At 73.2% G+C, this 14,692-nt stretch carries 12 protein-coding genes, 1 pseudogene and 1 riboswitch; of the genes and pseudogenes, 8 read left to right on the top strand and 5 right to left on the bottom strand.

Annotation, left to right across the window (positions count from 1 at the left end; all coding sequences use genetic code 11):
- The first annotated feature begins 194 nt into the window (after positions 1 to 194).
- The 5 genes and pseudogenes from ABEA93_RS10315 (at position 195) to cobM (ending at position 7,471) form a co-directional block, all read left to right on the top strand.
- Positions 195 to 1,433, top strand: coding sequence for a sensor histidine kinase (locus tag ABEA93_RS10315; RefSeq protein WP_345675081.1), 1,239 nt, complete (start codon positions 195 to 197; stop codon positions 1,431 to 1,433).
- Positions 1,430 to 2,086 carry a response regulator gene (locus ABEA93_RS10310; protein WP_345675080.1) on the top strand — a complete coding sequence of 219 codons (657 nt, stop codon included), beginning with the start codon at positions 1,430 to 1,432 and terminating at the stop codon, positions 2,084 to 2,086. Before ABEA93_RS10315 ends, ABEA93_RS10310 begins: the two co-directional genes overlap by 4 nt.
- Before the next feature lie 78 nt (positions 2,087 to 2,164).
- Positions 2,165 to 2,304, top strand: a riboswitch (cobalamin riboswitch).
- Between the two features lie 133 nt (positions 2,305 to 2,437).
- Positions 2,438 to 6,067, top strand: a complete 3,630-nt coding sequence (gene cobN / locus ABEA93_RS10305; RefSeq protein ID WP_345675234.1) for a cobaltochelatase subunit CobN — start codon at positions 2,438 to 2,440, stop codon at positions 6,065 to 6,067.
- Positions 6,068 to 6,083: 16 nt separating this feature from the next.
- Positions 6,084 to 6,713: pseudogene (gene cbiT, locus ABEA93_RS10300) on the top strand (precorrin-6Y C5,15-methyltransferase (decarboxylating) subunit CbiT); the annotation flags it as partial.
- Positions 6,710 to 7,471, top strand: a complete 762-nt coding sequence (cobM, locus tag ABEA93_RS10295; protein WP_345675079.1) for a precorrin-4 C(11)-methyltransferase — start codon at positions 6,710 to 6,712, stop codon at positions 7,469 to 7,471. The pseudogene cbiT and the gene cobM, both read left to right, overlap by 4 nt.
- A gap of 120 nt (positions 7,472 to 7,591) precedes the next feature.
- On the opposite strand, the gene ABEA93_RS10290 is transcribed toward cobM, so the two are convergent.
- From ABEA93_RS10290 to ABEA93_RS10280, 3 genes are all read right to left on the bottom strand, one after another.
- Complete coding sequence (locus tag ABEA93_RS10290) at positions 7,592 to 7,816, bottom strand: hypothetical protein (protein WP_345675078.1); 225 nt, start codon at positions 7,814 to 7,816, stop codon at positions 7,592 to 7,594.
- A 293-nt stretch (positions 7,817 to 8,109) separates the two neighbouring features.
- Positions 8,110 to 8,508 (bottom strand): PPOX class F420-dependent oxidoreductase, encoded by a 399-nt coding sequence (locus ABEA93_RS10285; protein WP_345675077.1) that lies wholly within the window; start codon positions 8,506 to 8,508, stop codon positions 8,110 to 8,112.
- A 136-nt stretch (positions 8,509 to 8,644) separates the two neighbouring features.
- Positions 8,645 to 9,244: a TetR/AcrR family transcriptional regulator gene (locus ABEA93_RS10280; RefSeq protein WP_345675076.1), complete on the bottom strand. Its 600-nt coding sequence runs from the start codon at positions 9,242 to 9,244 to the stop codon at positions 8,645 to 8,647.
- 177 nt (positions 9,245 to 9,421) lie between these two features.
- Here ABEA93_RS10280 and ABEA93_RS10275 point away from each other — a divergent pair, with 177 nt between their 5' ends.
- A complete protein-coding gene (locus tag ABEA93_RS10275) occupies positions 9,422 to 10,666 on the top strand; it encodes an MFS transporter (RefSeq protein WP_345675075.1) in 1,245 nt (414 codons plus the stop codon).
- 56 nt (positions 10,667 to 10,722) lie between these two features.
- The gene (locus tag ABEA93_RS10270; RefSeq protein ID WP_345675074.1) at positions 10,723 to 11,163 is read left to right on the top strand and encodes a hypothetical protein; all 441 of its coding nucleotides are present in this window, start codon (positions 10,723 to 10,725) and stop codon (positions 11,161 to 11,163) included.
- A 34-nt stretch (positions 11,164 to 11,197) separates the two neighbouring features.
- Here the strand turns inward: ABEA93_RS10270 and ABEA93_RS10265 are convergent, their stop codons facing one another.
- Positions 11,198 to 12,670: an AAA family ATPase gene (locus ABEA93_RS10265; RefSeq protein ID WP_345675073.1), complete on the bottom strand. Its 1,473-nt coding sequence runs from the start codon at positions 12,668 to 12,670 to the stop codon at positions 11,198 to 11,200.
- An 84-nt stretch (positions 12,671 to 12,754) separates the two neighbouring features.
- Positions 12,755 to 13,843 (bottom strand): cobalt-precorrin-5B (C(1))-methyltransferase, encoded by a 1,089-nt coding sequence (locus tag ABEA93_RS10260; RefSeq protein WP_345675072.1) that lies wholly within the window; start codon positions 13,841 to 13,843, stop codon positions 12,755 to 12,757.
- Between the two features lie 71 nt (positions 13,844 to 13,914).
- On the opposite strand from ABEA93_RS10260, the gene ABEA93_RS10255 reads away from it, so the two are divergent.
- Complete coding sequence (locus ABEA93_RS10255; protein ID WP_345675071.1) at positions 13,915 to 14,655, top strand: cobalt-precorrin-6A reductase; 741 nt, start codon at positions 13,915 to 13,917, stop codon at positions 14,653 to 14,655.
- Positions 14,656 to 14,692: the final 37 nt, after the last annotated feature.

The following is a 14,692-nucleotide window of genomic DNA, read 5'->3' as shown; positions in this document are numbered from 1 at the left end:
CGCGTCACCTCGCGCGCCGATTACCGGCTGCATCGTTCGATGTACGCCCGGCGGCGCGTCCGCGACCGGGAGAGGAGGCGGCGCCCGTCACGTAGGGTGGCCGGGAGGCCCGGAGGGCCGCGGCGCGGGGGCCGCCGCCCGGAGCCTGTGCCCGGCTCCCGGGCATCCATCGGACACCACGCGGAAGGCGGCGCATGCAATCGGCCCGACCTCACCGGAGCGACGTCGCCATCGCCGTCGCCGGGCTGGTCGGCGGCATCGTGCTGTGGACGCTGGGGCTGGAGAACAACGACTTCAGCGTCCCGCGCGCCTGGCAGCTGCTGCCCCTCGCCGTCATGGCCAGTGCCGAAGTGACACGGCGGACCGCGCCGCGCGCCGCGGTCCTGGTCGGCTTCGCGGCCCTCGCCGCGGACACCGTCTCCGGCGGCAACATCGCCACGATCGTGATGTTCACCGACCTGGTGTACGCCACCACCCTTTACGGTCCGCTGCCGTGGGCGCGCCGCATGACCCCGACCGCGCTCGTCCTCTCCCTCACCGCCACCATCGTCGCGCTCGGCATCATGCGGCAGCCCCAGGCGCTGCTGATCGGCGTCTTCGCCGGGCTGATCACGCTGGCGCCCGCGTCGACCGCGTGGATCATCCGCACCCACCGCGACGAAGCCGCCGCCGAGCGCCTGCGGGCCGAACAGACCGCGCTGCTCGCCGAGTTGGACCGCCGTGCCGCGGTCTCCGAGGAACGCGCGCGGATGGCCCGCGAGTTGCACGACGTGGTCGCCAATCACCTGTCCGCGATCGCGATCCACTCCACTGCGGCGATGTCCGTCGCGGCCGGCGACCCGGACGCCACCAAGCAGGCGCTCGGCATCATCCGGGAGAGCAGCGTGCAGGGCCTTGCCGAGATGCGCCGCCTCATCGGGCTGCTGCGTGACGGCGGCGGGGGCGAGACCGGGTTCGAGGAGTCCGCGGCGGTGCCGCGGCTGGACTCGCTCGACGCGATGATCGGGCGGGCCGAGCGCAGCGGCTCGGCCGACGGGTTCACCTTCGTCCTCGACGACACGCGTCCGGCCGGGACGGTGCTGCCCGCACCGGTCGAACTGGCCGCGTACCGCATCGTCCAGGAGTCGCTGACGAACGCGATGAAGCATGCCGCGCCCGGTCCGGTCATCGTGCGCGTGCGGCACACCCGCGGCTGCCTCGTCGTCGCGGTGGAAAGCACCTACGTCGCCGCCCCGGACGGGCCGCGGGCCCCCGGCGCAGGTGCCGGCCTGGTCGGCATGCGGGAACGCACCGCGCTGCTCAGCGGCCGCTTCGAGGCGGGACCGCACGACGGGCTGTGGCGGGTACGCGCCGAACTGCCGTGCAAGGCCGAGCAGCGCGACGCCGCCCGCGCGCCGCGCGCTGCCCGGGAGGCCCGGGAGGCCGCGTCGTGATCCGGGTCGTCGTCGCCGAGGACCAGGGCGCCGTGCGCGCCGGACTCGTGATGATCCTGCGGGCCGCCGACGGCATCGAGGTGGTCGGCGAGGCCGCGGACGGCGAGGAGGCCGTCGCGCTGGCCCGCGAACTGCGGCCCGATGTGGTCGTGATGGACGTGCAGATGCCGCGGCTCGACGGCGTCGCCGCGACCCGCGCGGTGGTGGCCGAACACTTGGCCGACGTGCTGGTGCTCACCACGTTCGACCTGGACGAATACGTGTTCGGGGCGCTGCGTGCGGGCGCCGCCGGATTCCTGCTCAAGGACGCGGAGGCCGCGGTGCTCACCGAGGCCGTGCGTACCGTGGCCCGCGGCGAAGGCATCATCGCGCCCGCCGTCACCCGCCGCCTCATCGCCGAATTCGCCGCGCCGCGTCCGCGCGGCCCCGCCGAACCGCCCGAGGCGCTCGCCGCGCTCACCCCGCGGGAGCGCGAGGTCCTCGCCTGCCTCGGCCGCGGCCTCTCCAACCAGGAGATCGCGGTGCACCTGGACATGGCCGAGGCCACCACCAAGACGCACGTCAGCCGGATCCTGCCGAAGCTCGGGGTGCGCAGCCGGGCCCAGGCCGCGGTGCTCGCCCACGAGTGGGGGCTCTGCGAGCCAACCGGATAGCAGCCCCCGCGAGGCCCTCCGGGGAACGTGGCAAATCCCTCGATTGGGGGAACTTGCAGCGCGACCGGCCGCTAGGCGATGCTGAGCGGGCGCCGGCGTCGCCGGTGTGGGGAGGGCGCAGTCAGGAACCCGGTGCGAATCCGGGACGGTCCCGCCACTGTGACCCGCCGCAGCATGCGGCGGGGAGTCAGGAACTGCGCGCCCGGACCCGATTGTCCGATGGGGCGAGGACCCCGGAGAGGCGCGCGCTGTGGCGACTTCGTCCTGCCGTCCGACCTGCACGCACGTATACGCACCGGCCGCATCCGCATCCGCGACCCGGCGCGGCGACGCGAAGGCGCGGTCGGCCCGGTGATCCTCCTCCTCTCCACCTCCGACACCGACCTCCTCAGCGCCAAGGCGAGCGACGGCGCATGGCGCCTCGCCAACCCGGCCCGCACGACCGCGGCCGACCTGCCCGCGCTGGTGGACGGCACCGACCTCGTCGTCGTCCGCCTCCTCGGCGGCCGCCGCGCCTGGGAGGAAGGCCTCGACGCCCTCCTCGCCGGGCCCCGCCCGGTCGTCGTGGTCTCCGGCGAACAAGCCGCCGACGCCGCCCTCATGGAACTGGCGACGGTGCCCGCCGGGGTGAGCGCGCAAGCCCACGCGTACCTCGCGCAGGGCGGCGCGGACAACCTGACGAACCTCCACCGGTTCCTCTCCGACACGCTGCTCCTCACCGGCCACGGCTTCGAACCGCCCGCCGAAGTCCCCACCTGGGGACGTCTGGAGCGGGAATCGCGCAACCCGGACGCGCCCGCCGTCGGCGTGCTCTACTACCGCGCCCACCACCTGGCCGGGAACACCGCCTTCGTCGGCACCCTGTGCGACGCCATCGAGAACGCGGGCGGCCGCGCCGTACCGGTCTGGTGCGCGTCGCTGCGCGGCGCCGACCCGGCGCTGTTCGAGGCGATCGCCGAGGTCGACGCGCTGCTCGTCACCGTGCTCGCGGCGGGCGGCGCACGCCCCGCCGAGGTGTCCGCGGGCGGCGACGACGAAGCCTGGGACGTCGGCGCGCTCGCCGCCCTCGACATCACCGTGCTCCAGGCCCTGAGCCTCACCACCAGCCGCGCCGAATGGGAAGCCGGCGACGCGGGCCTCTCGCCGATGGACGCCGCCACCCAGGTCGCCGTGCCGGAGTTCGACGGCCGCCTCATCACCGTGCCGTTCTCCTTCAAGGAGACCGGCGCCGACGGCCTCACCTTCTACGCCGCCGACCCGGAACGCGCCGCCCGCGTCGCCGGGATCGCCGTCCGGCACGCCGCGCTGCGGCATGTGCCGCCCGCGGAACGGCGCATCGGCGTCGTGCTGTCCGCGTACCCGACCAAGCACGCCCGCATCGGCAACGCCGTCGGCCTCGACACCCCCGCCAGCGCCGTCGCCCTGCTGCGCGCGATGCGCGACGCCGGCTACGACGTCGGTCCCGCGGCCGGCCCCGACGCGCTGCCCGGCCTGGAACCCGCGGACGGCGACGCGCTGATCCACGCGCTCATCGCGGCCGGCGGACAAGACCCCGAGTGGCTGTCCGAAGCCCAGCTCGAAGGCAACCCGGTGCGCATCGGCGCCGCCGAATACCGCGAGCGCTACGCCAAGCTCCCGGTCGGCCTGCGCGCCAACATCGAAGAGCACTGGGGCCCGCCGCCCGGCGAACTGTACGTCGACCACTCCCGCGACCCGGACGGCGAAATCGTCCTCGCCGCGCTGCGCGCCGGGAACGTCGTCCTCATCATCCAGCCGCCGCGCGGCTTCGGCGAGAACCCCGTCGCGATCTACCACGACCCGGACCTGCCGCCGAGCCACCACTACCTGGCCGCCTACTGGTGGCTGGACAGCGCCCGCGCGACCGGCGGCTTCGGCGCGAACGCGCTCGTCCACCTCGGCAAGCACGGCACGCTGGAATGGCTGCCGGGCAAGAACCTCGGCCTGTCCGCCGAGTGCGGGCCCGACGCGGTGCTCGGCGATCTGCCGCTCGTCTACCCGTTCCTGGTCAACGACCCGGGCGAGGGCGCCCAGGCCAAGCGCCGCGCGCACGCCGTGATCGTGGACCACCTCGTGCCGCCGATGACGCGCGCCGAGACCTACGGCGACCTCACCCGGCTCGAACAGCTCCTCGACGAGTACGCCAACGTCTCCGCCCTCGACCCGGCCAAGGCCCCGGCGGTGCAGGCGCAGATCTGGACCCTCGTCCAGGCCGCCCGTCTCGACCACGACCTCGGCATCGGCGACCGGCCGCACGAAGCCGAGTTCGACGACTTCCTGCTGCACCTCGACGGGTGGCTGTGCGAGGTCAAGGACGCGCAGATCCGCGAGGGCCTGCACATCCTCGGCACCGCCCCGACCGGCGAGGGACGGGTGAACCTCGTCACCGCGATGCTGCGCGCCCGGCAGGTGTGGGGCGGCCGTACGGCCGCGCTGCCCGGTCTCCGCGAGGCCCTCGGCCTGGTGGAGGGCGGCACCGCGACGCGCCGGGAGACCGACGACGCCGAAGCCGCCGCGCATGCGCTCGTCGCGGCGATGGAGGAGCACGGCTGGGATCCGGCCGCGGCACCCGCGGTCGTGTCCTCGGTACTCGGTGCCGAAGCTCCCGCGGTCGCCGAGGTGTTGGCCTTCGCCGCCACCGAGGTCGTACCGCGGCTGGACCGCACGGGTGACGAAATCGCCGCCGTGCTGCACGCGTTGGACGGCGGCTACGTGCCCGCCGGCCCGTCGGGCTCGCCGCTGCGCGGCCTGGTCAACGTGCTGCCGACCGGCCGCAACTTCTACACCGTCGACCCGAAGGCCGTCCCGAGCCGCCTGGCCTGGGAGACCGGACAGGCGCTCGCCGACTCGCTCCTCACCAAGTACCGCGCAGACCACGGCGAATGGCCGCGCTCGGTCGGCCTGTCGGTGTGGGGCACGAGCGCGATGCGCACGAGCGGCGACGACGTGGGCGAGGTGCTCGCCCTGTTGGGCATCCGCCCGGTGTGGGACGACGCGTCGCGGCGGGTGACCGGCCTGGAGCCGATCCCGTTGGCGGAACTGGATCGGCCGCGGGTGGACGTCACCGTGCGGATCTCCGGCTTCTTCCGGGACGCGTTCCCGCACGTCGTGCTGCTGCTCGACGACGCGGTGCGCCTGGCCGCCGGGCTGGAGGAGCCGGACGACGACAACTTCGTGCGGGCGCACGTGCGGGCGAACATCGCCGAGCACGGCGACGAACGGCGTGCCACGACAAGGGTGTTCGGTTCACGTCCGGGGGCTTACGGTGCCGGGCTGCTGCCGCTCATCGACGCCCGGACGTGGCGCGACGACGCGGACCTGGCCGAGGTGTACGCGACGTGGGGCGGCTACGCCTACGGCCGCGGACTCGACGGGGTGTTCGCCCGCGAGGACATGGAGCGCGCCTACAAGCGCATCGCCGTCGCCGCGAAGAACACCGACACGCGCGAACACGACATCGCCGACTCGGACGACTACTTCCAGTACCACGGCGGCATGGTCGCCGCCGTGCGCGCGCTGACCGGGACGGCGCCGGCCGCGTACATCGGCGACTCGACGATGCCCGACGCGGTGCGCACCCGGACCCTCGAACAGGAGACCGCCCGGGTCTTCCGGGCGCGGGTGGTGAACCCGCGGTGGATCGAGGCCATGCGCAAGCACGGCTACAAGGGCGCGTTCGAACTCGCGGCGACCGTCGACTACCTGTTCGGGTACGACGCGACGACCGGGGTCGTCCAGGACTGGATGTACGAGAAGCTCGCCGCCGAGTATGTGCTCGACCCGGCCAACCGCGCGTTCATGCGCACGTCCAACCCGTGGGCGCTGCGCGGGATCGCCGAGCGCCTCATCGAGGCCGCCGACCGCGGCCTCTGGGCGAAGCCGGACGCGGCGACGCTGGAGGGGCTGCGGGAGGCGTACTTGGAGGTCGAGGGGGATTTGGAGGGCGGGGAGGATGAGGTCTGATCCCCTCACGGACGTCCTCACGCCAGGTCTTCCCGACGAGGCGTTCGACCACGACGGCCAGCTCACGAAGCGCGAGATCCGTGCGCTGACCCTGGCCGCGCTCGCCCCGCGCCCCGGTGAACTGCTCTGGGACGTGGGGGCGGGGAGCGGCAGCATCGGGATCGAGTGGCTGCGGGCCAATCCGACGGGGCGGGCGGTGGCTTTCGAACGCGACCCGGAACGGGCCGGTCGTATTGCGCGGAACCGCGATGCGCTCGGGGCACCCGGACTCCGGGTCGTGGTGGGTGACGCTCCGGACGTCTTCGACACGTCGGACCTGGCTCCCGACGCGGTGTTCATCGGCGGCGGGCTGACCGTGCCGGGCATGGTGGAGCGCTGCTGGGCGGCGCTGCGGCCCGGCGGACGGCTTGTCGCGAACGCGGTCACGGTCGAGACGGAGGCCGAGATCGTGCGTGAGCGGGCTTTGCTCGGCGGCGAGTTGACGCGTATTCAGATCAGCCGGTCGACACCGGTGGGGAGGTTCACCGGGTGGCGGGCGTCGATGCCGGTGACCCAGTGGATCGTGACCCGCCCGGCTGCCGTCGACCCGGCACCGGGCCGGTCGGCCGACGAGGCCGTGCACGTGGCAGAGGAGTCCCGTCCATGACCGTCCACTTCGTCGGTGCGGGCCCGGGCGCGGCCGACCTGATCACGGTGCGGGGCCTGCGGCTGATCGAGTCGGCCCGGGTGTGCCTGTACGCGGGCGCCATCGTGCCGCGTGAACTCCTGGATGCCGCACCGGCGGACGCGCGTCTCGTCGACACCGCCGACCTCACCCTCGACGAGATCGTCGCGGAGTTCCGGGCGGCGCACGACGACGGGCTCGACGTCGTACGGCTGCACTCGGGCGACACGTCGTTCTACAGCGCGGTCGGCGAACAGATCCGCCGCTTGGCCGCGTTGGGGATTCCGTACGACATCACCCCGGGTGTGCCCGCCTTCGCCGCCGCGTCGGCGGCCCTCGGCCGCGAACTGACGCTGCCCGGCGTCGGCCAGACGGTCGTCCTGACCCGTGTCTCGAACAACTCGACCGCCATGCCGCCGGGCGAGGACCTGGCCACCCTCGGCCGGTCGGGCGCGCTGCTGGTCCTGCACTTGGCAGTGCGCGAGACGGCCCGGATCGTCGCCGAGCTGACCCCGCTGTACGGCGCCGACTGCCCGGTCGCCGTCGTGGCGCGCGCGTCGCGCCCCGACGAGCTGGTGGTGCGGGGGCGGCTGGCGGATCTTGAGGCCTTGGTGCGAGACAACGGTGTGAAGGCCGTCGCGGTGATCATGATCGGCCGGGTCCTGGAGGACTCGGCGCCGGGGTTCTGCGAGAGCCACCTGTATTCACCGGAGCGGGTGCGGTCGGCGGCGGGGGCGTAGCTTCCGGGGCCTCCGCGCCCTTCGGGGCGCGACTCCCGCACAATCGCGAGAGGCCGGACCCGGGAGTCTCCCGGGGCCCGGCCTCCGTCGCGTTGCGCGCGTGGCTTCCGGTCTTCGGCGTCAGCCGACCTTGACCGCGTCGACGGTCTTCTGGAAGACCGACACGTGGCCGTGGCCGACCTTGACGTCCTGCACCTTCAGCTGGAACACCGACACGTGGTGGCCGACCTTGACGTGCGACTTCTCCACGTTGTGGACATCGACACCGGCGGACGCCACGGGCGCGGCAACGGCCAGGGCCGCGGCGGCCAGGGTGGCCACGGCGCAGAAACGACGGATCTTCATGAGGGCTCCTTAGCGACAGGGGACTGAGGCCTGTCGCTCTCCAGACTCCGCAACGACCCGACACCGTCGGCCCTATTGCTCCGGTCGGGGGCGTGTCGGTGCCGCGCGCCCGGACGCCGCTCCCGAGGCCGTCCGTTGCCGAAGACCGGTGGCGGGCCGAAGGACGCCGGCCTCGACGGCAGCGGCCGTTCTGCCGCGCAACTTGCCGTGCTGCCGGGGGCGAGCCATGACGACGTGCTCGGCCACCCGCTGTTGCCGGCCGAGCCGACGGCGTCCCCGGTGCGCCCCGTGTCTCAGAACGCGATGATTCCGGCGTGCTCCACCTCGACGAGGTAGACCACCCGGTCCTCGCGCAGCGGGTAGGGCATGCCGAGGTACTTCTGCGCCATGCGGTCGATGATCGCCCACCCCTCGTCGCCGTCCACCACCGCCACGACCCGGCCGCGGACGTGCGCCATCCGCGTGGGCTGCTCCGCGTCCAGCAAGGACAGCGCCACCCGCGGATCCTTCGCCACATTCCGTGCCTTGCGCGACTCCGGTGAGGTCAGGAACGCGATCCGGTCCCCTTCCAGGCCCACCCACAGCGGCACCGAATGCGGCGACCCGTCGGGCAGCAGCGTGGCAAGGTGCGCGATGTTCGTTCCGGCGACGAGCGCGCGGACGTCTTCCGGGAAACGGGACGAATCACTCACGGCAGAACCATCCTTCAGGCGAAGTCGAGGAGCTCTCCCGGGGTAGACCCGCGCGGGGGCGCGGACTCATCGCTGTGCCGCGACGACGTCGTGTCCCGGTGTCCCGGCGCAATCGCCTGCCCGGTCGCCGGGCACGCTAATCGGGCTTCGCGTAGTGCCGTACCAAGTCGTCCACCAGCGTGTCCGCGTAGGCGGTGTCGGCGGGGGCGAGGTTGAGGAGGACGCGCAGGTACAGGGGGGCGAGCAGGTAGTCCAGGGTCTGGCGCAGGGTCGGGTGGGGATCGCCGCGCTCGGCGGCGTGGGCGAGGATCGCGGCGAGCTGGCTTTCGCGGGCGGCCATGCGGGGGCTGGGGCCCTCGGACGTCGCGGCGCAGGCGACCGACCCGCGGAGCAGGGCCAGGCCCTCCGTGGTGGTGATGGTGCCGAGGGTCTGCGCGGCCCAGGCGGACAGGTCGCCGCGCAGCGTGCCGGTGTCCGGGGGCGGGTCGTGGGGGGCCAGCCGGTTGGCGGTCACATCGCGGAGCAGGCCCGCGGCGTCGCCCCAACGCCGGTACACCGTGGTCGGGTTGACACCCGCCCGGGCGGCGACCGCGGGGATGCTGAGGCGCTCGGCGCCGCCCTCGGCGATCAACTCGGCGGCGGCGGAGAAGACCGCCTCGCGGACGCGCGCGCTACGGCCGCCTTCGCGGCGGGCGGGAGGGCGCTCGTCCGCGCCGACCGGGGTGTCTGGGCTCACTCCGCCACCTTAACGCCAGGACTTTTGCTTTTGGCGGCGTCAGGTGTAGCGTCCATTAAAGCCAAGATCTTTGCGTTAAGGCGGTGGGGTCTGCACGCCGTCGCGGCACCCGCCTCCTGTCCGGGGCCGCGAACCACCGCCTTGCGCCTCGCTTCGAGCCGCCCCGAGGTCCCCCGCATGCCCGGTTCCTTCCGCGTGTCCCGCACCGCGGCGTTCTGGCTGGTCACCGCCGCTCTGCTGGTGCTGATGTTCGCCGCGTCGGCGCCGTCCCCGCTGTATGTCGTGTACCAGGCCCGCTGGCATTTCTCGGCGGGCATGCTGACCACGGTGTTCGCCGTGTACGCGGTGTTCCTGCTGCTCGCGCTGCTGACGCTGGGCAGCCTGTCCGACTACCTCGGCCGCCGTCCGGTGATGATCGGGGCGCTCGTCGTGGAAGCGGTCGCCATGCTGGTGTTCGCCGAGGCGCGGTCGGTCGGGTGGCTGCTGGCCGCGCGTGCCGTCCAAGGCCTCGCGACGGGCATCGCGACCGGGGCGATCGCGGCGGCGCTGGTCGACCTGGAGCCGGAGAGCCGGCCGGGGCTCGGCGCGCTGACCAACGGCGCGGCGTCGACGGCGGGCCTGGCGTTCGGCGCGTTCGGCTCGGGTCTGCTGGTCGAGTACGGGCCGGCGCCGCGCGTGACCGTGTTCGCCGTGCTGCTCGTCGCGAGCCTCGCCGCGGCGGTCGTGCTGGTCTGCATACCCGAGACGGTGACCCGTCGGCCCGGCGCGGCGGGCTCGCTGCTTCCGCAGGTCCGCATACCGCGCGCGTCGCGGGGACCGCTGGCCGCCGTACTCCCGGCGCTGGTCGCGGTGTGGGCGCTCGGCGGCCTGTACCTGTCCCTGGCGCCGACGCTCGCGGCCGGAATCCTGCACGTGCGGAACCACTTCGTCGCCGGACTCGCCATCACCACGATGATGTCCGGCGCCGTGACCGGCTCCCTCACGATGCGCCGCCGCGCGGCCCGCCCGACCCTGGTCATCGGCTCGACCGCCCTCGCCGCCGGCGCCGCGGCCACCCTCGCCGCGCTCGGCCTCCACAACACCGCGCTGTTCTTCGCGGCGAGCGCGGTCGCGGGCTACGGCTTCGGCGCGGCCTTCCTCGGCGCGCTGACCACCATCGTCCCCACCGCCGCCCCCGCCGAACGCGCGGAACTCTTCGCCGCCCTCTACGTCCTCAACTACCTGGCCTTCTGCGTCCCCGCCGTCATCGCCGGCTTCACCGTCCCCCACGCGGGCCTCCTCCACACCGCGGTCGTCTACGGCAGCGTGGTGACGGCCTTGGCCCTGATCTCCTTGACCGTGGCCACCACGCGCAGGCCGACCAACGGACAGCAGCGGCCGACCCGCGAGGAACTGCCGACGGAGGCGACGGTGGGGAGCTGACGCAAGGCTCCGCCGGGCGACCTCCCTTGCTGCGGCAGCCGCCTACGATTGCCGCCATGGCCACGGCCCTGCGGATCATCACCTCTCATGAAGACCTGCTCCGGGTGACCGCGCGGCCGCTGACAAAGGAAGACCAGGGCGCCATGGCTTTCCTGTCCTACCGCGCGCTCCGGGAAATCCGCAGCATGGCCCTGGGCGACCGGCTGTACTACGGCCCGGGTTCCGGATGGAACGGCACGACGGACGCACGCCGTCAGATCTACGCCGTCGCCGAACTCGTGATGGAGTGGCCCACGCGCGCGGTCGCCGATCCCCCGCGGCGCCGCTGGTTCCGGCGCCGCAGTAAGGCCCCGGCGCGGCCACACCCACTCTCACTCGCCTGGGTGTCCAAGGACGACTCCTGCCGCGCCTGGATGCGCATGCAACTCGACCTGATCGGCTACGACTACACCTGGCTCGACGCAATCGGCATCCGCTGGGTGCCGGAGTCGACCTGACCGACCGAGCGGTCCCCAAGCGCAACTGCTTCGGTCAGCTCAAGCCATACAGCATCCGCAGATCGACCAGCTCGATCGTGGGGTCCGCGTTCGCCGCTGCCCGCGCCTTGTCGTTGAATCCTGCGCCGCTGAAGCACAGGAGCTTGGTGGCGGAGGCGTCGTAACGTCCCGCTCGGCCGACGACTTCCCGGATGTGGCGCAGGCGTTCGATGTGTGCCAGGCCCATGACGTCGTTCCATTTGGCCTCGCCGATCGCGAGCAGCGGCGGCTTCCGGCCGTCGGCGAGTCCGACCACGGCGACGTCCACCTCGTGGCCCACGCGCGCAGCCGTGTCGTGGACGACTCCGTGCCCGACTTGAGCCGGAAGCCCGCCGAGCAGGTCCGGATCGGCGTGATGGAGAGTCCACTCGCGGCACACCTGCTCGAAATGCGGCCCGACGACGTTGCAGACGAAACGGCGCCGGGTGGCCTTCCATACCCGGGCGGCGCTTCCGGGGCGTTCGAGCTGGTCCCAGACCGGGCGCATGACGGCGTGGTAGAAGCCGATGAGCGGCTCCGCGATGCGGTACGTCGGACGGTTGTCGCGGAAGATGTCCTGGTCCCGGTGCAGCAGTCCGGCGTCCTCCAGCACGGTGATCGGGTGGGCGAGGTCGGTCGCCTTGCGGCCGAGGTGCCCGGCGATGCCGCCACGCGTCGCATTCCCGTCGGCGACCGCGCCGAGAACGGACAGGTACAGCGCGGTATCCCGGAGGTCCGGTTCCTCGGCGAGGAGGTAGCGGGCCTCCCGGAACAGCGGAGTCTCGGGGTTGAGCACCGTGCGGACGACCCACGGGTCGAAGTCCTCGCCGTCCCGAGGGCTGTCGCCCCGGGCGAACTCGCGCCGATAGGCCGGCGTTCCGCCGACGATGGCGTTGACCCGGAGCGCAAGGTGCGGGTCGGTGATCTCCCAGAACTCGGCGGCGAGTTGGTGGTCGAGGGTGCGGACGACGAGTTCGAGCCCGGCGCGGCCGCGCAGCGGGGCACTGCCGGATAGCAGCTTGCCCATGAACGACAGCGCCGACCCGCACAGCAGCACACGCGCCCGCGACGCCGTTCGGGCATCACGCAGCGGGCGAAAGGCCTCCTGGATGATCGACGGCAGCTCCGGATTTGCCCGCACCAGGTAGGGAAACTCGTCGATGACGACCGGCACAGGCCGCTCCGCACCGAGCGCGAACAGCGCGTCCACCACCTCGCTCCAGTTCGCGAAGTGGAACGGGGCGGCGGGCCGCACGTGCGCGGTCAGCGACGCGCTGATGCGCCGCAAGGACTCGGTGTCGGTGGCTTCGGTCGCCCCGAAGTAGAACCCGCCCGCGGCCCGGCACGCCGCATCGAGCAGGAACGTCTTGCCTTGGCGGCGCCGCCCGGAGACGACACCGAGCGTGGCACCGGGCTGCTCGTCGGTGATGAAGCGGGTCAGTGCCGACCACTCGTACTCGCGATCGAACATCTCGGCGGGCTTGCGCACAGGCGTCTCCGCGAATATATAGGTGCAGTTATATAAACTGTACCCCTATATACCGTGATCGACCTCCACACGGCCGAGCGCCCCCTACCCCGCCCTCCCCACCACCCTCCCCATCCGATCCACCGCGATCACGTCCACCTCGATCGGCATTGCGCTGCCGTGCAGGTGCCGCAGGGCCGCGTCGCGGGCCGCGGCGGCCACCGCGTCGCCCAGGGGCAGGGCGGCTGCTTCGGCGAGTTGGAGGGCGTGGAGGGCGGTGTTGGCGTTGTGGATGGCGGTGGTCAGGGCGGGGGCGGCGCCCAGGGCGGCGGCGCGTTCGGCCAGGGAGGCCAGGTCGACCTGGGAGCGGGCCGAGTGCAGGTCGAGGTGTCCGTCGGCGAGTTTGCCGAGTTTGGCGAAGCCGCCGGCGATGGTGAGGTGGGGGACGGGGTGGCGGCGGAGGTATTTCAGGAGGGCGCCGGCGAAGTCGCCCATGTCGAGGAGGGCCGTGCCGGAGAGGCCGTGGATCTCGGCGCCGACGCGTTCGGAGGTGGTGCCCGTCGCGCCCAGGACGTGGGTCTCGCCGGTGGCGATGGCCACGTCGATGCCGCGGCGGATCGAGTCGATCCAGGCCGAGCAGGAGTACGGGATCACGATGCCCGTCGTGCCGAGGATGGAGATGCCGCCGAGGATGCCCAGGCGGGGGTTCCACGTGTGGGTGGCGATCTCCTCGCCGTTGTCGACGGAGATCTCGACCACCGCGTCGCCGGAGGCGCCGTGGGCCGCGGCGACCGCGGCGATGTGGTCGCGCATCATGCGGCGCGGGACGGGATTGATCGCCGGTTCGCCCACCTCCAGCGGCAGTCCCGGCAGGGTCACCGTTCCGACGCCCGGGCCCGCGCGGAAGACCACGCCGCTGCCGGGGGTGCCGCGGCGCACCGTGGCGCGGATCAGGGCGCCGTGGGTGGCGTCCGGGTCGTCGCCCGCGTCCTTGACCACGCCCGCCATTGCCGCGTCGTCGGACAGCGACTCGACGGCGAGGGCGAAAGCCGGGGTCTGCCCGCCCGGCAGCGTGATCGTCACCGGGTCGGGGAACTCCCCGGTCAGCAAGGCCTGGTAGGCCGCGGTGGTGGCGGCCGTCGCACACGCCCCCGTCGTCCAGCCGCGGCGCAGCGGTCCCGAAGGGCGGGTCATCGGCGAGCCTCCGAACCGCGGGTGATGGGATGGCGGGGAAAAGCGGAGCGGGGAGCAGCAGAGGAGTACCTGTGCACGTGTTGATCCTCGGCGGGACGTCGGACGCCCGCTCGCTTGCCACGCACCTGCACGGCACCTCCGGCCTCCGCGTCGTCTCGTCGCTCGCCGGGCGCACCAAGGCGCCCGTGCTGCCCGTCGGCGAGTCCCGCATCGGCGGGTTCGGCGGTGCGGACGGGCTCGCGGTCTACCTCGCCCGTGAAGGTGTCACGGCCGTCGTCGACGCCACCCACCCGTTCGCCGCGCGGATCTCCGCCAACGCCGTCGCCGCGTGCGCCCGGGCGGACGTGCCGCTGCTGCGCCTGCAGCGCCCCGGATGGGCGGCGGAAGCGGGCGACGACTGGCGCCGGATCCCCGACGCCGATGCCGCCGCCGCACTGCTCCCCGCGCTCGGCCGCCGCGTCTTCCTCACCACCGGACGCCTGGAGACCGCCCCCTACGCCGGAGCCGCACTCGACGACCTGTGGTTCCTCCTCCGCAGCGTCGAACCCCCCACCGGCCCCGTCCCGGCGAGGCTCGAACTGCTGCTCGCGCGCGGGCCGTTCACCGTCGAGGACGAGATCGCGCTGCTGCGCCGCCACCGCATCGACGTACTCGTCACCAAGGACAGCGGCGGCACCCAGACCGCCGCCAAGCTCGCCGCGGCGCGGGAACTCGGCGTGCCGGTGGTGATGATCGACCGCCCGCCGGTGACCGCCGAGCGGTGCGTGGCGAGTGCGGACGAGGCGGAGGCGTGGGTGCGCGGCCTCCGGTAGGACCTGGACCTGGGCCTGGACCGGGACCTGGGTCGGC

The sequence above is a fragment of the Yinghuangia aomiensis genome, assembly GCF_039542225.1.
Classification (GTDB): Bacteria; Actinomycetota; Actinomycetes; order Streptomycetales; family Streptomycetaceae; genus Yinghuangia; species Yinghuangia aomiensis.
This window is presented reverse-complemented; position numbering and strand designations above follow the sequence as displayed.